Raw genomic sequence first — 22,546 nt, 5'->3', positions numbered from 1 at the left:
TTGCTGCAAAAGTGTCTCGCTATCAAGCGGTGCGAAGCCCTTGCAGTCCTGCATCTCTGCCATGAATTTGCCTGCCTCGGCCGCTGGGTCGCAATAAATCAAATTGCTGGAACGGCGATTGTCGACAATTCACTTGACTCGACCAACTTCGATGGCCTTCCTTTTGAAACCGCAATGAAAGGGACGGCATACATGGCGGACGGCACACGGAGCGACAGTATTGCGGCGCTGCGGCGAGATCTCGCGGCGGCCTACCGGCTGATCGCGCTGCACGGCATGGACGACGGAATCTACACGCATATCTCGGCGCGGTTACCCGACGGGCTCGAGGGCGAGACGCGGTTCTTGCTCAATCCCTACGGGCTTCGGTTCGACGAGGTGACAGCCGGAAATCTGGTCACGATCGATGAGACGGGAGTGGTCATCGACGACCCGTACGGAGCAGGGGTAAATGCCGCTGGATTCACCATTCATTCGGCGGTGCATATGGCACGCCATGACGCGGTCTGCGTGCTGCACACACACACGGTGGCCGGGGTCGCGGTGTCCTCGGTTGAGGAGGGGTTGCTGCCGCTCAATCAGTGGTCGGCGCAGTTCCACGACCGCATCGCCTTTCACGACTACGAGGGCATCGCGCTGAATCTGGCCGAGCGCGAGCGCATCGTTGCCGATCTTGGCGAGAAGCAGGTCATGCTGCTGCGCAACCACGGCACGCTGGTGCTGGGCCGGTCGGTGGCCGAAGCGGTCAAGCTGGCGTTGAACCTAGAGAGGTCCTGCAAGGCGCAGGTCGCGGCGCTGAGCATGGGGTTGACGCCGGTGGTGATGCCCGAAGCGGTGGCCGAGCACACGGCGCGCCAGTACGCCGAGGCCTACGATAGCATTGAGCGGAATGGCAGGTCCGATTCCGAATGGCAGGCGTATCTGCGCCGGCTGGACGCGATCGCCCCCGAGTACCGCCGCTAACAGGGCAACACGCCACGATCGAGGTCCGAATGAACCAAGCCTCAAAGTCAGTGGCGCGCGGCGAGGTGCACCGCATGTTGGTGGAATGCGACCCGTGAAAGTTGACGCTGGGCCACACCGACGTGCGTTACGTCTACCGCACGCAGATGATTCACCCCCGGAAGAGATGGGAGCGTTCTGAAGTCGAGAATTTGGTACCGTCTCCATCACCGGCGGGCCGAGCTGAACGGCTGGAATACCGAAGCCAGACGTCGAAGCTCTGGCTGATGCGATCCTGAAGACGCAGGTCTTTATCGATCGGATCCGCAGAGACCCGCCGAATGTGCCTAGTCGCGTTAAGCTCTGCACCATGTTCCACGCTCTAGATTATCTTATGAGCCTCCTGCATCGCCATAGTCAGCAACCGCGCGTTGAAGCCTTTGATCTTGTCTGACAGATCGGGGAGAGAGCTCTTTCTAATATGGGCAAATTCATCAGCAACCCCATATACCGTATACCGGGACTTAACTTCTAAGCTCCCAGTACCCTCGAAGCCTCAAGCACGAGTGGGGCGAACTGGGCTCGAAACGAACTCTCATCGGAATCGCTCAACAGTCCCGAGATATGGACGGCGCCGACCGGTTTACCGCTCTGATCCAAAATTGCTGCGGCAACTTCGACTTCCCCCATTACGGCCTCTTCCTGAGCGAATGCGTAGGTGTCTTCGCGGGCTGCGGTGATCTTCGACCAGATCTCCGGCACGCTAGTGATGGTGCGTGGCGTCGAGGCGATCAGTTCTGAGTTTGCGAGAATGTCGTCTACGACCTCGTCGGACAGGTTGGCTAGGCAAACTCGTCCTCCAGCCGACAAAAACGAGGGCAACCTGCGACCCAAAAGGGCTGTATGCAAGCTTTCACGTTTACTTTGATACCTTAGCGCGTAGATCACCGTGGTTTCTTCGAAAAGGGTCAGGTCAACCCGCTCGTTCGAGGCTTGTCTCAACTGCGTCAGTACGGGGGCTGCGCGTTGGACCAAAGGATCCATCCGCAAAAAATTGAAGCTGTTGCATAGCACCTGCCGCCCAAGCCGGTACCCTGTGCCGCTTGCCTTCTCGAGGTACCCATGCGCAAGCAAGGTATAGACGGTGCGTTGTGCTGCGCTCTTGGTGACACCCAGATCGGATGCGATCTCATTCAGAGACTTGGCGCGATGGGCAGAACCGAAGGTGTCCAGAGCATCCAGCGCCCGCCCGAGGGATTGAAGATAAAGTCTTTCGTCTAGGCCCTCGCGATCAACTCGCGGGTGAGGAACAGCAACGTCCCTTTTGGTAGGGCCGGACTTTGCCATTTGCAATCTCGCTGAGTGACTGGTTCGGCCGTAGGTAGCAGTGGCACACTAAAAGGGCAATTGGGATCTCCTGCCGCATTCGCCTTCAACCGCTGATGGCTTGCGCGGCAGACATTGCAAGAGGGGCAAAGCGGTCGCAGAAATCCTGCGGAGTCCATGTATTCAGCGATCCGGCGATATGAATTGCGCCGATAGGCTGGCCGTGGCTGTTCAGAACGGCGGCGGCCAGCACGATCTCGCCCAGAAGCGCCTCTTCCACAGCAAGGCAATAACCATGCTCGCGCCCAAAGCGGATCTTTTCCCATATGCCCTCTGGGTCAATGATGGTCTGAGGCGTGATCCGTTTCAGGTCTGACAAATCTATGATCTCGTCAATGGTCTGATCAGGCAGATGCGCCATGCATGCGCGCCCCCCAGAGGTGCTTGCCGCCGGAAAGCGCCTTCCTGACAGAGTGGCATACAGTGTTTCCCGCTTACTCTGCAGCCGGAAGGCGTATATAATTGACAGGTTGTCATGGTAAGGATCGAATAAGCTGAGGTCGACTCGCTCTTTCGTTTCACGCCGCAGGTCGAGCAGAATGGGACTGCCCCTTTCGATCAGGGGGTTAAAGCGAAGGAAATCAAAGGAGCGCTCCAGCAGAGCCGGACCGAGCCGCAGCCGCGCTTCTTGGCTCTGTTCCAAATAACCGCGCCCGACCAGGGTGCGACAGATACGTTGAACCGCACTTTTGTTGATACCGGTTGCCGCTGCAATTTCACCAAGCGACTTTTGATTTGGCGGCGCGGCAAAACACTCCAGGACATCAAGAACCCGGTCGGCGGTCTTCACGCGCAAGTTTTCGTCGACCTGCGGATATCGGTGCTTGATCATAGGGCCTCCGGCATTGTGTGATGCGCCAACTCAGCGACCACGCGTCGGTCTGTAGGCAGAGGTTGCGCCAAATGCATACGGCTGCGCCACTTCCAGATCAACGCCGAGTGACTCGGCTGCATGCCAAACCCAGCGCGGATTATTTAGAAAGCCCCGGCCGAGCGCCACCATATCAGCCTGGCCCGAGGAAATGATGGCTTCGGCATGCAGCGGGCTACGAATCATGCCCACTGCAATAGTAGGAAGACCGGAGGCTCGGCGCACTGCATCGGCAAATGACAACTGATAGCCGGGGCCAACCGGTATGCGCGCATGTGCATTGCCGCCGGTCGAAACGTCGAGGAAGTCACAGCCGCGATCTGCCAGTGCACGTGCAAGGTCGATGGCATCTTCCAGGGTTATGCCGCCTTCGGACCAGTCGGTGCCGTTTATCCGCATTCCGACGGGCATGCCGAGTGGACACGCTTCCCGCACCGCGTCGAAGACACGCAGTGGCAGGCGTCTTCGATTTTCAGACGAACCGCCGTATGCATCAGTCCGCCGGTTGGCCAAAGGTGACAGGAAACTGCTGAGAAGATAGCCATGGGCGGCATGAATCTCGATACCTTGAACGCCCGCCCGAACCGCTCTCTGTGCCGACTCGCCAAAAGCCACCACCAGCGCGTCAATTTCTGCTTCGCTCATTTCGTGAGGAACCTGCCAGCCATCCCCAAAGGCGATAGGCGACGGTCCTTCGACCAGCCATTTATCGTTGATTATCTCCCCCTGCTTTTCATCTGCTCCCGGAACGGGCTGTGCTGCCTTTCTGCCCGCGTGGCTTAACTGCAATAGGATCGGGGCATCGCCGAAGGGACGCACCCGTTCCAGCACCGACTTCAGCGCAGCCTCGTTTTCGTCGTCATACAGCCCAACGCAGGCTGATGTGATTCTCCCCTGCGGTTGCACGCCCGTCGCTTCAATAATGAGCAGACCGGCCTCGGCCAGTAGAAACTGCGCCCAGTGGACGAAATGCCAATCCGTTACGCTCCCTTGAGGCGTGGCACTGTACTGACACATCGGGGCGAGCACCACGCGGTTCTTCAATTGGACATCTGCAAGCTTGATTGGCTCAAACATTTGAGTCGACATAAAGAGCTCCTTCAATCGTGCAAGGCCCCATCTTTCGGATAAGGCTTTGTAAGTAGACATATATTTCCATTCTGACGTCGCCAGGGAGCCCCAGGATTTGGGGTCAGGGCTTGCCGATTATGCCAAGCGGTTCCGCTGTCCGGTCGAGTTAACGGCACTCGGATCAGTGCGAACTGACTGACACAAAGATTATTGACAGAACGAAAACAGGATGCAACGAATAATGACATGAAGGTATCGCTATTCAATTCTTCCGTACCAAATAGTGGGGTCTCCGCAGTTTGTCGCCCTAATGATCCTCCGTCTTCGACCTTCGATCTCAAGAAGGGCCGGACGGGGCAGAAACTCGGTACGGCGTGTCTGGCAGGTGGGAAGAATACAGCAATACCAAGCAACTCGTGCCACTGCCGAACGGCAGGCGAAAACAGTCCAGTTCAAGCTGGCGAAAAGGCCGATTCAAATGACCAATAGGGAAACAAAAATGCTCACAGTGTCTCTTAGAAACGTGCTTCTCAGTTCTGCCTTGGCATCAGTGGTGGCCCTAGCTGCCTATGCCCAAGAGGAAGCCAAGCAAGGTGGGGTCCTTCAGGTGGTCGTCACGCCGGAACCGCCCAGCCTGCTAACTGGTCTTGTGACCAACACTCCGACGCAGATGGTTTCGGGCAACATCTTGGAATCTTTGCTGCGATTCTCGCCTGAACTTGAGCCGATACCCTCTCTGGCCGAATCCTGGACGGTCGACGACAGTGAAACAATCTACACCTTCAAAATCCGTGAAGGCGTGACCTGGCATGACGGCACACCTTTCACGGCAGATGACGTGATGTTTTCGCTCACAGACTTCTTGCTGCAGGTAAACCCGCGTTGGCGAACCATCAATGCCGACCATGTTGAGAAAATCGAGAAAACGGGTGAATTCGAAGTCACCCTTACGCTCAAGCACATCTTCGATCCTGTGCTTATGGTATTTGAAAACGGGTCAATGCCTATCGTTCCTGCTCATATCTATGAGGGGACTGACATTGCCGCAAACCCAATGAACAACTCGCCTATCGGCACCGGCCCGATGAAATTCAAAGAGTGGGTGAATGGGTCGCATGTCGAACTGGTCAAAAACGAGGACTACTATATAGATGGCTTGCCTCGCCTGGACGGAGCGATTTTCAGGTTCATCCCTGATGCTGCCTCCAGGGCGATTGCCTTCGAAACCGGCGAAGTCGACGTGATGACCGGAGGTTCATTGGAAAGCGCGGATGTGGAGCGCTTGTCAAAGGTCGACAACGTCTGCGTCACCACAGAAGGCTGGGAGCTCTTTGCGCCTCAATCATATTTCCAGTTGAATGTTCGGTCTGGACCTTTGGCCGACAAGACATTTCGTCAGGGGTTGATGTATGCGCTGGACACGGAATTCATCCGGGACGTTGTCTGGGGCGGCTACGGTGAAATCGGCACCGGCCCAATCTCCCCTCGGACCAAATTCTTCCCGAAAAATTCAGACTATCCTTATGAATTCGACCCGGACAAAGCGCGCGAGTTGATCGAGGCCTCCAGCTATAATGGAGAGGAGCTGCGTTTGATGCCAACGCCATATGGCGAAAATTGGATCCGGACTGCCGAGATTGCCCGCCAGAATTTCAATGACGTCGGCGTGAATATCAAGATGATCGCGACCGACCCTGCCGGTTGGAACCAGCGTGCCAGTTCGGGCGACTTTGACATAACCAACAACTGGACCTACCAATACGGTGACCCGGCGTTGGGCGTGGCACGGATGTGGGTGTCTTCGACCATTGATGTCGGCAACCCGTTCTCGAACATTGGTGGCTATGCGAACCCCGAGATCGACGCACTGTGGGAAGAAGGCGCCATAGCCCCTGCGGCCGACCGCCCGGCAATCTACAAGCAGATCCACGAGATGGTCGCGGACGAGATGCCGGCCCTGTGGTCGGTGGATGTGAACTTCCCGACGGTCACCCATTGCAATGTCAAAGAGTACATAACCACCGCTTCGGGGGCCAATGATGGCCTTTTGAAAGCATGGATAGACGACTGATCCGCCTTGTCCTCGTCCGAACCGGGCGAGGACGACCTGCCTGTACCCCCTGGATTGAGGCCGATGGATACTCTCCGTTTCACCCTGACGCGCGTTTTAAAGGGCATACTAGTCCTTCTGGCGATCGCCGTGATGAACTTTTTCCTCATCCGCATCGCCCCCGGCGATCCGGCCAGTGTACTGGCGGGTGAATCTGGAGCGGCCGATCCTGTGTACATCGCGCAACTGCGTGAACGGTTTGGACTGGACAAGCCGGTGATCGAACAGCTGTGGATCCACATGAAGGGTATCGCTACGCTGGACCTGGGGCATTCGGCCCGCAACAACCGTACCGTGTTGGACATGATCGCCGAGCGTCTCCCTGCCACTTTGCTGCTGACGGGCACAGCTTTCGTCGTGTCGCTGATACTGGGGGTGGTTTTGGGGGTTCTGGCGGCGCGCAGGGTCGGCACCCTGCAAGACACGTTGATCACAATATTTGCGCTGATCTTCTACGCGATGCCCCTGTTCTGGATCGCCCTTCTAGGCCAGGTCCTGTTCGCGCTAAAACTGGGCTGGTTGCCCAACATCGGCTATGCCACGGTCGGCGCGAACTACTCCGGTTGGGCGCATATCATCGACGTCGGCCGCCATCTCATCCTACCCGCGACAACGCTGGGCCTTTTTTACACGGCGCTTTACGCTCGGATCATGCGCGCTTCGACCCTCGAAATCGCGGGCGCAGATTTTATCAAGACCGCCCGCGCCAAGGGGCTAGGCGAAGGATACATCACGCGCCGACACATAGCGCGCAACGCCATTCTGCCGGTAGTCACGCTGGCGGGCCTTCAAGCTGGTCAGATCGTTGGTGGTGCAGTGCTGATCGAAACTATCTTTGCTTGGCCTGGCATTGGGCGGCTGTTGTTCGACGCCCTGATGCAACGAGAATACCAGGTGCTTTTGGGGGTGTTTTTCGTCTGCTCGGCGCTGGTCGTACTATTCAACATCATTACGGATCTTTTTTATCGCTTTGCAGATCCCCGAATCGAGATCGCCCGATGAGATCGCTTAGACATTTCGCCCGAAATCGTGGTGGCTTCATCGGCCTGGTCGTGCTGGTGGTTATCATCGGCTGCGCCCTGTCCGCCCCACTGCTGTTTCCGCAAAGTCCCTGGCGTATGGTGGCCAGGCCGATGATCCCGCCAGAGGTTTTTTCCGGCAGGTACCTTTTTGGCACCGATGTGTTGGGTCGCGACGTTGCCTCAGCTGTTTTTCATGGCGCACGCGCGTCGTTGATTGTCGGACTGGTGGCCACTGTCGTATCGCTGCTGATCGGTGTGCCGATCGGTGCGATGGCAGGCTATTTCGGTGGCTGGGCCGACGACATTCTGATGCGCGTCACTGAGTTCTTCCAGACTATTCCCGCCTTTGCCCTGTCGATCGTGATCGTCGCCATTTTGGAGCCGAGTTTCCTGTCGATCATCATGGCGATATCTATTGTCAGTTGGCCGCCCGTCGCGCGGTTGGTGCGCGGCGAGGTGTTGAGCTTACGGTCGCGGGAATATGTGCAAGCTGCCATTGTAATCGGGCAAACATCGACCCGGATCCTCTTCACGCAGGTATTGCCGAACGTGATTGCACCGCTGATCGTGATGGCCTCTCTCATGGTCGGGAGCTCGATATTGCTAGAATCAGCGCTGTCGTTTCTCGGGCTTGGTGACCCAGACATGATGACCTGGGGCTACGTCGTCGGCGCCGGGCGAACCAGACTTCTCGATGGCTGGTGGATCAGCTTCTTTCCCGGGGTCGCCATCCTTTTGACGGTGCTTGCCCTGAACCTTGTGGGCGAGGGTCTGAACGATTTCCTCAATCCTCGTTTAAAGGAAAGGGGACGGAAATGACTGCCGTTCTTCAGATCACCGACCTGTCGATAGCGCTTCCCGCGAACTCGGATCGGGCCCACGCCGTCGAGAAATTCTCGGTGACCATAAAAACAGGAGAAACCATGTGCGTGGTCGGGGAATCCGGGTCGGGAAAGACCATGACCGCCCACGCAGTAATGGGGTTGCTGCCGGATACGGTGAAGGTAGCGGGCGGTAGTATCCGCCTCTCGGGAACCGAAGTTCCAGTCACCGACACCGCAGCGATGCAGCGCATTCGCGGCCGTGACATCGGCATGATCTTCCAGGAACCGATGACATCACTGAACCCGGTGATGAAGATCGGGGACCAGATGGAAGAGGTTTTCATGGCTCACGGCCAGAAGTCCAAAGTCACCCGTTCCCGCATCGAAGCCCTGTTGGAAGAAATGGGGCTGCCAGATCCCAGGTTAATCGCCAAGGCTTTCCCCCATCAATTGTCAGGCGGGCAGCGCCAGCGCGTCATGATCGCAATGGCCCTTGCCCTAAGTCCCAAGTTGTTAATTGCGGACGAGCCTACAACCGCGCTGGATGTGACTACTCAGGCCCAGATCCTGAAGCTGATCGACCGCCTGCGGCGTGATCACGGCACCTCTGTCATGCTGATAACGCACGATTTCGGGGTGGTCCGCGAAATCGCCGACAAGGTTGTGGTGCTCCAGCAGGGTATTGCAGTGGAACAGGGGCCGGCCGATGTGGTGCTGAACCAGCCCACGCACGACTATACCAAGGCGCTGATTGCGTCCGTACCGTCGCTGATTCCCCCAGTTCCGCGACCCTTGGGTGATGCGCCAACAGTGCTGAAGGCCAGCAACCTAAAAAAAACTTTCGGTCGGAAAGGCATGTTTGGTAACGGGCGGTTGGTCAAGGCGGTCAACGATGTATCGTTGGAAATCCGCTGTGGCGAAACATTGGGTATTGTGGGCGAATCCGGTTCGGGTAAGTCGACGACCGCGCGGTGTATCGTACGCCTGATCGAACCGGAATCCGGTAAGGTCTCGATCAACGGAACTTCCTTTCTTGACCTCAGGTCGGCTGAGCTCCGCCAAGCACGGTCGAAGATCCAGATGGTGTTTCAGGACCCCTACGCCTCGCTGAACCCGCGGCGGAAAGTTGGCAGGATTATTGCCGAAGGTCCGGAGACTCATGGCCTAAGCAGGGAAGTGGCCATGAAGGAAGCGCGCGAATTGCTGAAACTGGTCGGCTTGCCTGAGCAGGCCGCAGACCGCTATCCGCACGAGTTTTCCGGCGGACAGCGTCAACGCATCGGGATCGCGCGAGCCATTGCCTTGAAACCCGCCCTTTTGATCGCGGACGAAGCGGTGTCGGCCCTCGATGTTTCGGTCCAGTCCCGGGTTCTGAAACTACTGGCCGACCTTCAAAAAAGGTTGGGCTTGGCCATGTTGTTCGTGACCCACGATCTACGAGTGGCGGCCCAGATCTGCGACCGTATCGCAGTCATGCAGCGAGGTGAGGTAGTCGAGCTTCAGCCCGCCGCCGATCTGTTTGGCGCACCCCAGCACAGCTACACGCGCCAACTCTTTGCCTCGGTCCCAGGCGGCGATACGGCTCTGCGAAGCAGCGCTACGAATGCTACTGCGTCAAAGACGCGCCCCAAGGTGGAGCCCACCAATGCCTAATGCGGATTTGGCAGGACGGACGATCCTGATCACCGGCGCGGGCGGGGCGCTTGGGCGTGCAACAGCGCAGGCTTTGTCCGCTCTCAGCGCTGATCTTGTCCTTGCTGATCTGTCTGTCGAAGCATTGGAGGGGACGCTGGAGAAATGCCCAGGCGCAAAAGGTTTTGTCGGCGACGTAGCAGACGGCAAGACGGTCGATAAGCTGGCCGACTTTTCTGCACGGGCATTTGACCGACCCGTACGCGGGCTGGTGGCAACTGCGGGGCTGTTTGGTCCAATGAAGCCCTTGATCGACGTGACCGAGGATGAATTTGACAGCCTTTTCAACCTGAATGTCCGCGCTGTCTGGCGGATCTGTAAGGCCATTATTCCCCAGATGAAGATCGGTGGCGCGGGCGAGGTTGTCCTGTTTTCATCTACCGCTGGCATGCAGGCCTCGGCCGATGTGCCTTTGTATTCGGTCACCAAGGCCGCCGTGGTCATGATGACCCGCACGCTGGCGCTCAGCCACGCGGATCAGAACATCCGCATCAATTGTGTGTGCCCCGGCAGCATCGCCGGACCGATGCTAGAATCCAGTATCGCATTCGCGAATGGGCCCGAAGCCCAAGCTGAACGTCGGCGCCGCATTGCCGCGGTCCATCCGATGGGACGTATGGGAGAACCTGACGAGGTCGCCGCCGCCGTGAGCTATCTTCTTGGTGATGCCGCGTCATTCACCACCGGTATCGCGCTTCCGATCGACGGAGGACGCCTTGCCTAAACCGCGTTTCGCAGGTCGAACTGCCGTTGTTACTGGTGCGGCGCGGGGCATCGGTGCCGCTACCGCGTTGCGTTTATCGCAGGATGGTGCGCGTGTCCTTCTTGTCGACCAGTTGGACCAAGTCGAAGAAACAGCCAATGCAATGGGCCAGACGGGCCTGATTCTGGACTTGGCGGAGCCCGGCGCTTCCGCCAGTGTGCTGGCACAATTGGACGGGATGGACGTTGGTCCGCTGGACATATTGGTGAACAACGCCGGCATCGGCGGTTCGCGGCTTTTACCCGACTCCGATGATGCACATCTGCTTCGGCTGATCGAAGTGAATCTTCGGGCCGTTATCAGCCTGACCCGCGACCTGTCGCCACGTCTGCGTCGTCCCGGCGGACGGGTCGTCAACGTCAGTTCCATCTTCGGAATGATCGGCAATGCGGGAACCATCGGCTATGGTGTGGCCAAGGCCGGAATCGCCCAGTTCAGCCGCCAATTGGCCACCGAACTGGGGCCCAAGGGCATAACCGTGAACGCCATCGCGCCCGGTGTCGTTGCCACGGAAATGACGCAGGAACACCTGAAAAGCTCGCGATACCGGCAGCTGCAGGTCGCGCCTATCCCGTTGGGCCGCATATCACAGCCCCACGAACAGGCTGCCGTCATTGCCTTTTTGGCTTCTGACGAGGCCTCCTTCGTGTCTGGGGCGGTCCTGCCGGTTGATGGTGGCTTCCTGGCCACGCGACACGCGCCATTTTCGACCGAATGAGCCCTATAGGAGGATCACGATGCACGATATTTCAGTGAAATGGCCCAATGGTGCCCGATGTGCCGTTATGTTGACCTTTGATTTCGACGCCGAAACGCTGTGGACCTCGCGGGACAAGGCCAACGCCGCGCGCCCCGGTATCCTGAGCCAAGGGACATACGGTGCCAAGGTGGGGGTGCCGAAGATACTTGATACGCTCGCCGACGCCGGGGTCAAAAGCACCTTTTTCATCCCTGGATGGACCGTCGAAAACCATCCTGAGCGCTGTGAGGCGGTGGTGAAGGCGGGCCATGAGGTGGCGCACCACTCGTACTCGCACCGCTGGGTGTCGGACGATCCCGCTGCAGAAGTCGAGGAATTCGAACGGGGCCTTGAGGCCTTCGATAAGGTCTTGGGTATTCGTCCGCGCGGATACCGGTCGCCGGCAGGTGAAGTCAGTTCGGGCCTCTTCACATTGCTGGCGCAACACGAGATGCTGTACAATTCGTCCCTGATGAATGATGTAATGCCCTATCGCCATCGGTTCGAAGACGGTTCCAAAGGCCCGGTAGAGCTTCCATGGCACTGGTCGCTGGACGATGCGCCCTACGCGCTGTTCTCCGTCGCGAGCCCCCGCCCGATGTTTCCCAACCAACACTTGCTGGCCATCTACAAAGATGAGTTTCGGGAACTGTACCGTTGGGGCGGATTGTACAACATCATCTTTCACCCGCAAATCACTGGCCGTCCTTCGCGAATCGCGATGCTGCGCGAGCTGATCGCCTTTATCCGCACTTTCCCCAACGTATGGTTCGCGACCGGAACGGAAGTCGCCGAGGCCTGGATCGCTGCCGGCGAACCCGAAGCCGCTTGAACCAAACGCTCCGGTCTCGGACAACCCGGGACCGTCACAGACAACCGGACTGGACCCGTGTAATGAAAGACCTTGCCCTTGAGGACGAAACGCTGCAGGTCAGTGGATTGCAGAGCGATGCCGAGATTCTGATCGACACGTGGGGTATTCCCCATCTGCGCGCCCGGTCCACCATGGATGGCTTCTATCTCCAAGGGTTCAATGCTGCGCGCGACCGGCTGTGGCAGATGGACCTTTGGCGCAAGCGCGGGCTGGGCAGGCTGGCCGCTTCGTTCGGCCCCGGATTTCTTGAGCAGGACATCGCGGCCCGCGCTTTTCTGTATCGTGGCGATATCGAGGCCGAGTATCGCGCTTATGCCGATGACATGGAGGAGATCTGCACAGCTTTCGTCGCCGGCATCAATGCGTGGATCGATCTGTGTGCGGCCGAGCCGGAGCGGCTACCGCCGGAATTCGACAAGACCGGATCTAAGCCCGAAAAGTGGCAGCCAGAGGATGTCGTACGCATCCGCAGCCACGCTTTGACCCGTAACGCGATTTCCGAGGTTTTGCGTTGTGTTGTCCTGTCGGAAGCTACGGCCGAAGCCGATTTGCTCCGAAAGAATCTCGAGCCTCGTGTGACCCCCAGGAATGCAGGCGGTATCGAATTCGAAGATGTGCCTTTAGAGGTGCTGGAGCGCTTCAAGCTCGCTACAGCCGGCGTCAGCTTCGACCCGGGTCGCCTGAATGCCACCCGGGCCGAGGCTTCAAAGTGGCGCTTTGTGAATTCACTGGCCGAGGTCATCGAGGACGCGCATTGGACAGGGTCAAACAACTGGGCTGTGGCGGGGGCGCGAACTTCGACTGGACGTCCGGTGATCGCCGGAGATCCGCACCGAATGCACGCAGTTCCGGCTTTGAGGTACTTGGTGCATCTGCGCACCCCGGGCTTTAATGTAATTGGCACCGGCGAACCGATCGCACCTGGGTTGTGCATGGGGCACAACGGCACCTGCGCTTTCACGGCGACGATCTTCGGCTCGGACCAGGAAGACATTTATCAATACGAAACCAACCCGGATAACCCTTTGGAATATCGCTTCGCAGATGCCTGGGAGGCGATGACCGTAATTCCCGAGGAATTTGAGATCCGCGGCCATGCGACAGAGACGCATGACCTGCTGTTTACCCGCCACGGTCCCGTACTGCTGGCTCAACCCGAGAAGTCCCGCGCCTATGCATTGCGATCGGTCTGGTGGGAGCCGGGGACCTGCGCCTACCTGGCTGGTGTCTCCACCATGCGTTCACGCGACCTCGACGAGTTCCGCGAAGGTGTTGCCCGGTTTGGTGCCCCGGCGCTGAACCATGTGTACGCGGATACCTCGGGAAATATCGCATGGCTGCCCTACGGCTTCACCCCGGTGCGACCTGAATGGGACGGCCTGTTGCCCGTCCCCGGCAATGGCGAATTTGAGTGGGATGGCATGGTACCGTTGGACAAGATGCCAAGCCAAGTGAATCCGGAAACGCGATATGTCGCCTCCGCGAACGAGGCGAACCTTCCAGACGACTGGCAGCATGAAATCACTCAGATCGGCTATGAATGGCTGGAAAAAAGCCGCGCTCTGCGCCTCCACGATGTGTTGGGAAACTCTGAGGACCACAGTCTGGATGAAAGTTGTGCTCTGCAAACGGACACGTTCTCGTGGCCGGGGATGCGCCTGCAAAAACTGTTGCGGACGGCCGAGATCAAAAGCGACCCGGAATTGGCCGCCATCATCAAGCTTTTGCTGGACTGGGATTGCATGCTTTCAGTCGGGTCAACCGCCGGCCTGATCCAGGAATGGTGGCTCCACAAACGGCTGAAGCCCGCGCTTTTCAGCCTGTTCGTTCCCGATCCGGCTTTGCACGGGCTGCTTTTTCCCGGTGACGTCGAAGGACTGCTGTCAGCGTTGGAAACTCCCACCGCACCCTTTGGCCCAGACCCTGAGGCCGGTCGCAACTCCTTGCTAGCCAGCACATTGCGTGGAACGCTGTACGATTTGACGGAGAAATTCGGACCCGATACATCGACATGGGCGTGGGGCAAGTTGCACCATGCTTATTTCGAACATCCCCTATCCCGCGATCTCGGCTCTAACTGGATCGATCTGGCCGACGTCGGACCCGCGCCCAAGCCCGGGTCGGCCTCGACCATCATGCATGCCGCGTATCGTGAAAGCGACTTTCGCGTGACCACGGGAGCTTCGGTCAGGTTCGTGCTGGATGTGGGGGACTGGGATAAGTCGCGTTGCATCACTGCCCCGGGGCAGTCGGGCGACCCGCGAAGCCCATTCTACGATAACCTCTTCGAGCCATGGGCGCGTGGTGAATACGTTCCCTTTCTGTATTCTGACGCGGCCATCGATGCCGCCGTTTCCCAGCGTATTACGCTGATAGCAGTGGACACGAAATGAGCGAACTGTTCTCTCCGATTGAACTTGGCCCCTTGAAGCTGAACAACCGCCTGGTGGTCGCCCCTATGGCGCAATATAGCGCCGAAGATGGAGCGCACGGCCAGTGGCACAAGGCACATCTGGGCGGATTGGCCAATTCCGGGGCGGGTCTGGTCATGATCGAAATGACTTCACCCACTGCCGAGGGCCGATGCTCGCACGGCGACTGCGGACTGTACGACGACAGGACCGAATCCGCGCTGGCGGAGACGGTCGCGCTATTGCGCGCGGTTGGACCGGCGCGGGTGGGGGTGCAGATCGGCCATGGCGGACGCAAGGCGGCAATGCAAGTCCCTTGGAACGGCGGCTTGGCGCTGACATCTGCCGAGGGGGCATGGCCGACCATGGCTCCGTCGCCTCTAGCACTTGGGTCCGGACCAATTCCGCGGGAGATGGAGCCTAAAGATATTCGCGCGCTGATCGACGCACATGCCCAGGCCGCTGCGCGCGCTGTTCGCGCCGGCATCGACCTAATCGAGATACACGCTGCACATGGCTATCTTCTGCATCAGTTCCACTCACCCGTGACCAACAAGCGCACCGACGACTACGGTGGCAATTCCGAAAACCGAATGCGCCTGCTGATCGAGGTGTTGCAGGCCACCCGTGCTGCAGCCCCCGAAGTTGCAGTTGGCATGCGGATCACCGCATCCGACTGGATCGAGGGCGGGCTAGTCCCTCAGGATGCGGTAGCCCTTGCGCGCTCACTTGAGGCCGCCGGATGCGATTATGTCGATGTGACCTCAGGCGGGATCGATCCCGCACAAAAGGTTGAGGTGGGCCCGCTTTACCAAGTGGATTTTGCGGCAACCGTGAAGTCCGCAACCAGCATGCCAGTGCGGGCCGTTGGCATGATCGCCACACCGGAACAGGCCGAAGATGTCATCGCTTCGGGCAAGGCTGACATGGTGGCGTTGGCCCGCGCCTTTCTGGCGAATCCTCGCTGGGGCTGGTGGGCCGCATATCGGCTGGGGGCCAACCCATCGTTGCCGGTGCAGGCCCAGCGGGCCGGTCATCCGGCCTGGGCGGGCTGGCAGATGGCGGATCCCGCGTTGAAGGTTTGTTGAGAAGCAGATGCAAAAGGATAGAGCCATGCCCCTTCTCAGTAGCACCCAGGTTGTCGTTTCTGACACAATTCCGCGCCTCGATATCGATCCGTATGACGACGCCACGCTGGAAAGTCCATTCGCGATGTTCGATCAGGTTCGGCAGGCTGGGCCGGTGGTATTCATGCCGCGCTACGGCGTTTTCGCAATGGGACGTCACCGGGATGTCGGACGGGCCCTCAAGGATTGGGAACGGTTTTCATCCACATCGGGGGCCGGCATTGCCGATGTGCGCTCGCCTGATGCCTGGCGCGCGCCCAGCCCCATTCTGGAGGTTGATCCCCCCGACCATACCAGAGTGCGTACCGCGTTGCAGCGAATCTTGACGCCAAAGGTCATCCGCGAATGGCGTGAAGCATTTAGCGGCCGCGCTGAAAAGTTGATTGACGACCTCGTAGATGCCGGTCCGATCGACGCCGTCGGCGATCTTGCCGAGGTTTTCGTCTCCGAAGTTTTCCCCACTGCAATCGGCTGGGCCGACAGCCCCGAGCGGCGCGATAATCTGTTTCTGTTAGGTGCCCTGAACTTCGACAGCCAGGGGCCGCGCAACGCTCGACTTCTGGAAACCGAGGCCAAAGCCGCACGGATCATGGACTGGAACAACCAGCAGATGCAGCGCGAGTCACTTTTGCCAGGCGGGTTTGGCCTGAAGATTTATGAAGCCGCCGATCGCGGAGAGATCGCACCTGAAATTGCGCCGCTTCTGATCCGATCCTTCCTGCGGGGTGGGTTGGACACGACGTCTGCAACGATCGCGGCAGCGATCCACTATCTGGCGCAGGCGCCCGACCAGTACCTGGCTCTTCGCGCCGACCCGAAGAGGATCCGAGTGGCTTTCGATGAGGCAATGCGACTGGAAACGCCAATTCAGAGCATCTGCCGACTTACGATGGAAGACGTCGATTTCGGCGACGGTTGCGTCGTCTCGGCGAACAACAAGATCATCGTTATGCTGGGCGCTGCCAATCGGGATCCTGATGCATTCGAGCACCCAAATGTTTTCGATCTCAATAGAAAAACGCAGGCCCAGCTGGCCCTTGGCAACGGTGTGCATATGTGCATCGGCCAGATGATAGCCCGAATGGAGGGTGAATTAATCTTGCAGGCGCTGGCCGAGCGGGTCCGCACCATAACCCCCTGCGGCCCAGTACGCCAACGGCTAAACAATAACTTGCGAAGCTTCGACTCCGTCCCGGTAGAGCTGCGATCAGCTTGATGACCCAAGAGCACGATTTGGCGTTCCTCTGCTTGCGGTCGTGTTTTCGAGCCTATGTCTTGTTGGCAAATGGCGGAGCCAGCCGAGAATTGCTGTGATGTCGGCGTAGTCAAGGAAGCGTTCGACTGTTTAATGTGACCTGTCGGAACAGGGCAGTAGTCTTCAATTTACTAGGAAACAGCCGAGGCCTTGGGGGCAGGTGTCAAAGCACAGCCCAATTTTCCCGGCATGTCACGGTTCAGTTTTGATCAAGTGCTCATGGTTAGCGGCTTTCTGTTCGAAGGTCGCGAGAGCCTTCCAGCCTTTTGCTGCGTGTTCGCGCCGCCGGTTGAAGAAACCGTCGGTGTGTTCGAACTGGGCGACCTCGGGGGCACGGTGGGTTTCGTTGCCGCGATCTCCGATAGGCGGTCCAGTTCGATGAGAGCGTCTATTGTCGCGCCGCAGAGGAGCCGCTCCGATTGCCCGCAGGGGCAGTAGAGATGGAACTGGCGCATCGGGTCGTCAGCGCCTGAACGCCACGACAGCGGCGCTCTCTCTTTTGACGAAGCAGGCACATTTGTCCAACAGCCCAGGACGAGTCTCTAGTAGATCGGAACGCGCATAGGAGCGCTCCACCTTGCTCCCGACCATGTGGGCGAGGGCCGTCTCGGCGACATCGAAGCTCGCCGCCTAGGTATCCTGCACCCAGGTCCGGAAGCTCGTGCGGAATCCGTGCGGACGCCCGGATTCACCGATCTGGTTCAGCGCCTTTTGCAGCGCGGTTCCGGTCCCACCCTTCCGTCCCATATGACCGGGGAACAGGAAGTTTTCCGAATATTCTGCCGCCTCCCGCGCGATCTCTAGCGCGGGGCCGCTCAGCGGCACGCGGAAATCGGTCTGCATCCCTCTCTCGCCTTTAATCGGACGGCCGGCACCGTCCATATATCGCCGTCGATCTCGCTACATAGCGCCTGCGTCGCTCCTTCACTACGCACCGCGGTCAGGATGACCCAGCGCAGGCATTGGTGCAAGCAGCCGCGATCTTTGAGCTTTAGGAACAGATCCGCGTTCTCTCGCCAGGGGGAGGCGGTGATCGAGACCGTCTTGTGCATGACCTCTCCCAGCATCGTCTTTGCCTTCTTCACCGTGTCGGGGTTGTAGTCGACGCCGGAGCTTGGCGTGAGAAAATATGAACCGGGTCCGCTCGACGCATTTCATCGCGGTCGGGGTTTCTCGCGCCAGATCGGCGCCAGATCGGCGCCAGAGCCGCCCGAATATCGGTTGGGGGGAGCTTCGACTTCTGTAGGAGACCGCATTTGGGGGTCATGTGAACGCGGATCGGCGACATCCACTTGCCGCGCAGTTTCATCTTTTTCACCTCGAAGGCGATCTCGGCGTGTCTTCGAACGTATGATCGAAGCGCTACTAGTCGGCGATGATCTGCTCCTGTGCGAGCTCACGCTCGGAAATCGGAGCGCGCCCAACGGCCAACACGCGGGCGCATTCGTCCCGCGCCTTGCGCACGGCGGCCAGGGTTAGGTCGTCAATCGAGCCGAGCCCATCTTCCGCCGCCATTCTTGATCAGTATCAACCCGACACCGTTCTGAAACTTGCCGTCCAGCGCGTTCTGGATCGCGACCAGGGTCAGCTTGTTTTTGCTCGGTCCCCCAAATGGCCCCCCCCCAAGTGAGTCCGCGTTGGCGGGCTATTCTATGGAACACCGTCCGACAGCGAGCGTTACAAATGCCTACAGTTTAGGGGAAAATTCTGACAGCATGCAACAGCCGTGGTTAACGGTTTAGTGTCTCTCGACCGCACCAAGCACTCGGCGCCTCCCGCGGGGCTGACATAGCCGCGGCCCGGCTTGCCCCAACGAATTCAAGCAATTCTGATAAGCTCTCGCTCTCGCTCTCGTAACCTTACGTGGTGGTGTGGTCGATGCACCCTACTAAATCTGGATAGTATCGCGCTAACCATAATGGATGAGATTGCGCAGGTGATTCCGCGCCCGAGGCGTTGGCTGCACTCTGCAATAGAAGTGCGGTTTTGGTTCCACAGGTAATACACTTGTGATCGGTTTCCAGCTTGGCCGGGTCACCGAATCTAACGCGAAGGTTAACGAATTAAAGTTTTCCGCGTGAAATGCAATTACTGGAAATAAACAAGTTCGGATCTGTTGGAAAAAAGCCACGCGAGGCCTCCGGGAACCGGCAGCGAATTGACCCAGAGCCAAGCCAGATGGACTGCGGAGTGGGGGCGTGCCCGTGGCGTGACCGGGGGCATCGAGGCAAAGGTGGGTGAGCTTCGCGGTATAACCATCTGTTCTCCCGAGCTTCCCGGTTGATCCCACGTGGCGGCGCGGCCGGCTTCGGCTTTCGTGCAGGCCGGGGGCCTGCCTCGGGGGCGGGGGTTCGCGAACCCGGTCGGGGTCCCGAACCGGGGGCGTTGCAGAACGGTCTGCTACGGAGTGGCCGGGCAAAGCGATGGGCCGACCCGGTAATGTTTGCGGCGGCGGAAGCGATGAAGCGAGGTATCCGAGAATCGCGAGAAATCTAAATACTATTTTCTTTTTGAATTTGCTTCGCGTCATCAACTTTTATTTCTGCTTGGAGATCAATTATCCACCTTTATAATAATGTTTATTGAATTGCATTAATTTGATGTCGCGTCACGACAGCGTGAGCCATCTCAAATTTTGGATTAAAGGCGTATTAACGGTTTGAAGTCTCATTGATCAAATTTTCCAGCCCGAGTCCCGCCAAAATTCCGAGGCTATATTTAACAAAAATCCAGCAACTGGGCGCGAAGTGGGAAACCTCTGTTGCGGGGTGTGGCAGTCATGCGCGGGCTGAATCCGGTCCCCTGCGGCAGGCTCCGCGGGAGGCTCGGCCGGCGTCGCCAAGATGTCGCAAGACGGCTGTCCAGGCGGAACTCCCGCGTTAACCTGGCTTTTACCATACTATGGCAAATACAGGGCGTACCGCACACGAAAGGCCGATACCTAGGTGCGGATACAATATCTACGGCCGCGATGCTGCAGCGCGGCAATAGAGCGATCCTGACCGCGTGGCCCGGTTCCGCCTCGCGTTGTCAGACCGGATGGATCTGCTCGTTAAAGGCGAGCATCCGGCGGAAATCGCCTGTAAATTGAAAATTAACGCAGCGGTAATCTCCTGCTCCGGCGGGTCGCAAATTGACCTCCCAAAGGCAAATTTGGCGATTTGACAATCGCCCGGGAACAAAATCGGCGAAATACGTCCGTTTGATGCCGGATTTTCGCGAAAATCCGCCGAGTCGAACAAGTGATTGTTGACGCCAGCGACGCTATCGGGTGAGCAGGTCACATAATGTTTCAAACTGGGGACCAGGAAGGGCACTGATTCTATGACTGTAATTGCGGTTAGCAACCGATCCGAGTTGCAGAAGGCACTGGGGTCGGCGAGCGGCGGCGATACGATCGTTCTCAAGGACGGGGACTACGGAACGATCAATATCTCGGCGAAATTTGCGTCGGCTGTCACCATCACTGCGGAGAATCCGCAAGGGGCAACCTTCGATCAGATCATCATGAACAAGGCTGCGAATCTCAGCTTCAGCGACATCCAGGTCGATGTCTTCGCAGCCTACTATTCGGATGGTGTGGCTCTGTCGGACTCTGAGGTCGACGGGCTGGTATATATGCGCGATGTCGACGGGCTGACCGTCACCAACAATGACATCGACGGCGGCTTCCATGCGATGCTGCTGAACGGTGTCCGGGACTTCTCGGTCACTGACAACAAGATCCACACCGCGCAGGAAGACCTGATGCGGATCACCGGCAACAGCTATAACGGCCTGGTCGAAGGCAACTATTTCTTCGACACCCAGCCCGAGGACTATCGGGACGAGGGCGGCGGATACAACCACTCGGATTTCATCCAGATGTTTGGTGTGAACGGCGAAACGCCGCATGACATCACCATCCGGCGGAACCTGATGTATGATGACCGCGACACCGGCGACAAGACGGTGACGCCGCAGGGCATCTTCATCTCCGATCCGGGGGCAGGGGGCTATTCCGACCTGCTGATCGAAGAGAACCTGATCGCGGTCAACTCGGTCAACTCGATCTACATCAACGGTGGTGAAGAAAACGTTGTCGTTCAGAACAACACGCTGATCCCGTTGAATGGTGGCGGCGCCATCATCCGGCTGGCCGAGAAGGCGGGCTATGACAACTCGGGCACCACGGTGACCGGCAATGTCATGAAGATCCTCTATGATGAAACCAAGTCGTCCAATATCGGCGACAACTTCATCTATGGCCGCGATGCCGATCTCAGCGCCCTGTTCCAGGGCACCGGCGCAGCCTGGTCGGATTTCATCCCGGTGGTCGGGTCCGAGTTGGAAGCGCTCGAGATGGGCGCGGTCGACTTCATTGCCGATCTTCTGAACGAAGTCGACACGGGTGGCGGGAGCGAGCAGCCCGCAACCGAGACGCCGACAACCGAGACTCCGTCGGAACCGTCGACCGGGGATTCCTCGGGTGGCGTGACCGAGCCCGAGCCGGAAGAACCGGTGATGACGGAAAAGGTGGTGTTCTCGCGCGCCGGCGCGCTGGAAGTGCAGCACGCGATCGACGTTGTCGAACTGGCGGCGACCGAGGATCTGGCAATCGAGTCCGGCACCATTTCGCTGAACTTCAACGCCGATCGGGTGGCCGGCTGGTCCGGTGTCCTGTCGAAAGATGCGGCGGGCTATACCGGCGGTGGCAACCACTTCACCATCTACGTCGCCAACGGCACGCTGAACGTCCGCTTCCAGGATGGTCAAAGCGATGTGATCCTGACGGCCGAGAACATCCAGACCCACAAGACCTATAATGTCGAAGTCAGCTTCGGCGATGGTCAGGTTGCGGCCTGGCTGAATGGTGAACTGATCGGCGAAGCCGATTTCGACATGTCCTGGGTCAACAATGGCGAGCACCTGCAACTGGGCGCGCTTGGCTGGTCTTCCGAGACCGGCAAGGCCGGCTACAAGGGTGTGTTCGACGGTACCATTTCGGATGTCGAGATCACCACGATGACCGCCGATGCCTTCGAATTCGGCAGCTCCACCGGCGCCGCGGCCAGCGTGGAAACCGAAGAGGTGATCGTGGTGGCCCCCGCCGATCTGGTGGCCAACACCCAGGACAGCGACGCCGCCGCGCTCAGCAGCGGACCGATCTCGCCCTTCCTGGCGGTTCTGGAAAGCGACGACACCTTCGTCACGCTCTGACTTCAGGGCATTTGAAAACAGATCGACGCGCAGGCCCCGGCCTGCGCGTTTTTCATGTCCGGGGCCGGGATCAATTGCGCCTTGGCGAGCCGTCGATACAATCGGGGGTGGAGCCGAATTGCGGGCAATAGTTCGGCGGGTTCTTGAACACGGTGCCCGTCGAGGTGTCCTGCACCGAGGGCTGCGCCGGGGCAGGGGGTGCGGCGGGTTTGGGCCGTGTCGGCTGCACCGTGGTGCGCGGCACCGTGGGCCGCGGCGCG

At 58.8% G+C, this 22,546-nt stretch carries 18 protein-coding genes; 12 read left to right on the top strand and 6 right to left on the bottom strand.

What is annotated here, in order from left to right:
• Positions 1 to 192: 192 nt before the first annotated feature.
• The gene (locus tag CVM52_RS10700; protein ID WP_100162503.1) at positions 193 to 963 is read left to right on the top strand and encodes a class II aldolase/adducin family protein; all 771 of its coding nucleotides are present in this window, start codon (positions 193 to 195) and stop codon (positions 961 to 963) included.
• A gap of 510 nt (positions 964 to 1,473) precedes the next feature.
• Here the strand turns inward: CVM52_RS10700 and CVM52_RS10695 are convergent.
• The 3 genes from CVM52_RS10695 to CVM52_RS10685 all read right to left on the bottom strand — a co-directional run bounded on the left by CVM52_RS10695 (position 1,474) and on the right by CVM52_RS10685 (position 4,288).
• Positions 1,474 to 2,289: an IclR family transcriptional regulator gene (locus CVM52_RS10695; protein WP_100162502.1), complete on the bottom strand. Its 816-nt coding sequence runs from the start codon at positions 2,287 to 2,289 to the stop codon at positions 1,474 to 1,476.
• An 85-nt stretch (positions 2,290 to 2,374) separates the two neighbouring features.
• The gene (locus CVM52_RS10690) at positions 2,375 to 3,160 is read right to left on the bottom strand and encodes an IclR family transcriptional regulator (RefSeq protein WP_100162501.1); all 786 of its coding nucleotides are present in this window, start codon (positions 3,158 to 3,160) and stop codon (positions 2,375 to 2,377) included.
• 30 nt (positions 3,161 to 3,190) lie between these two features.
• Positions 3,191 to 4,288 (bottom strand): NADH:flavin oxidoreductase/NADH oxidase, encoded by a 1,098-nt coding sequence (locus CVM52_RS10685; RefSeq protein ID WP_100162513.1) that lies wholly within the window; start codon positions 4,286 to 4,288, stop codon positions 3,191 to 3,193.
• 460 nt (positions 4,289 to 4,748) lie between these two features.
• Here CVM52_RS10685 and CVM52_RS10680 point away from each other — a divergent pair, with 460 nt between their 5' ends.
• The 10 genes from CVM52_RS10680 to CVM52_RS10635 all read left to right on the top strand — a co-directional run bounded on the left by CVM52_RS10680 (position 4,749) and on the right by CVM52_RS10635 (position 17,048).
• Positions 4,749 to 6,341, top strand: a complete 1,593-nt coding sequence (locus CVM52_RS10680; protein WP_240620934.1) for an ABC transporter substrate-binding protein — start codon at positions 4,749 to 4,751, stop codon at positions 6,339 to 6,341.
• A gap of 63 nt (positions 6,342 to 6,404) precedes the next feature.
• On the top strand, positions 6,405 to 7,382 hold the full coding sequence (locus tag CVM52_RS10675; protein ID WP_100162499.1) for an ABC transporter permease: 978 nt from the start codon (positions 6,405 to 6,407) through the stop codon (positions 7,380 to 7,382).
• A complete protein-coding gene (locus CVM52_RS10670) occupies positions 7,379 to 8,221 on the top strand; it encodes an ABC transporter permease (RefSeq protein WP_100162498.1) in 843 nt (280 codons plus the stop codon). Before CVM52_RS10675 ends, CVM52_RS10670 begins: the two co-directional genes overlap by 4 nt.
• A complete protein-coding gene (locus tag CVM52_RS10665; protein ID WP_100162497.1) occupies positions 8,218 to 9,879 on the top strand; it encodes an ABC transporter ATP-binding protein in 1,662 nt (553 codons plus the stop codon). The genes CVM52_RS10670 and CVM52_RS10665 overlap by 4 nt, the downstream gene beginning before the upstream one ends.
• Entirely contained in the window at positions 9,872 to 10,642 is a 771-nt protein-coding gene (locus CVM52_RS10660) for an SDR family NAD(P)-dependent oxidoreductase (protein ID WP_100162496.1), read from the top strand. Before CVM52_RS10665 ends, CVM52_RS10660 begins: the two co-directional genes overlap by 8 nt.
• Complete coding sequence (locus CVM52_RS10655; protein ID WP_240620933.1) at positions 10,635 to 11,399, top strand: SDR family NAD(P)-dependent oxidoreductase; 765 nt, start codon at positions 10,635 to 10,637, stop codon at positions 11,397 to 11,399. Before CVM52_RS10660 ends, CVM52_RS10655 begins: the two co-directional genes overlap by 8 nt.
• 19 nt (positions 11,400 to 11,418) lie before the next feature.
• A complete protein-coding gene (locus CVM52_RS10650) occupies positions 11,419 to 12,252 on the top strand; it encodes a polysaccharide deacetylase family protein (protein WP_100162494.1) in 834 nt (277 codons plus the stop codon).
• A gap of 62 nt (positions 12,253 to 12,314) precedes the next feature.
• Entirely contained in the window at positions 12,315 to 14,687 is a 2,373-nt protein-coding gene (locus tag CVM52_RS10645) for a penicillin acylase family protein (RefSeq protein WP_100162493.1), read from the top strand.
• Positions 14,684 to 15,793, top strand: coding sequence for an NADH:flavin oxidoreductase/NADH oxidase (locus tag CVM52_RS10640; protein WP_100162492.1), 1,110 nt, complete (start codon positions 14,684 to 14,686; stop codon positions 15,791 to 15,793). The genes CVM52_RS10645 and CVM52_RS10640 overlap by 4 nt, the downstream gene beginning before the upstream one ends.
• Before the next feature lie 25 nt (positions 15,794 to 15,818).
• On the top strand, positions 15,819 to 17,048 hold the full coding sequence (locus tag CVM52_RS10635) for a cytochrome P450 (RefSeq protein ID WP_172720979.1): 1,230 nt from the start codon (positions 15,819 to 15,821) through the stop codon (positions 17,046 to 17,048).
• A 669-nt stretch (positions 17,049 to 17,717) separates the two neighbouring features.
• Here CVM52_RS10635 and CVM52_RS10625 read toward each other — a convergent pair.
• Both CVM52_RS10625 and CVM52_RS26880 read right to left on the bottom strand, forming a co-directional pair.
• Complete coding sequence (locus CVM52_RS10625) at positions 17,718 to 17,930, bottom strand: hypothetical protein (protein WP_100162489.1); 213 nt, start codon at positions 17,928 to 17,930, stop codon at positions 17,718 to 17,720.
• A gap of 522 nt (positions 17,931 to 18,452) precedes the next feature.
• Positions 18,453 to 18,602, bottom strand: a complete 150-nt coding sequence (locus CVM52_RS26880) for a hypothetical protein (protein ID WP_172720978.1) — start codon at positions 18,600 to 18,602, stop codon at positions 18,453 to 18,455.
• A gap of 1,809 nt (positions 18,603 to 20,411) precedes the next feature.
• Here CVM52_RS26880 and CVM52_RS10620 point away from each other — a divergent pair.
• The gene (locus tag CVM52_RS10620; protein ID WP_100162488.1) at positions 20,412 to 22,286 is read left to right on the top strand and encodes a right-handed parallel beta-helix repeat-containing protein; all 1,875 of its coding nucleotides are present in this window, start codon (positions 20,412 to 20,414) and stop codon (positions 22,284 to 22,286) included.
• A gap of 70 nt (positions 22,287 to 22,356) precedes the next feature.
• Here the strand turns inward: CVM52_RS10620 and CVM52_RS26875 are convergent.
• A partial coding sequence (locus CVM52_RS26875; protein WP_205964934.1) for a hypothetical protein occupies positions 22,357 to 22,546 on the bottom strand: 190 nt, incomplete at its 5' end.

The sequence above is a fragment of the Pseudooceanicola lipolyticus genome (assembly GCF_002786325.1).
Lineage (GTDB): Bacteria > Pseudomonadota > Alphaproteobacteria > Rhodobacterales > Rhodobacteraceae > Pseudooceanicola_C > Pseudooceanicola_C lipolyticus.
Note: the sequence above shows the minus strand (reverse complement) of the source record. Positions and strands in the feature narration are given on the sequence as shown.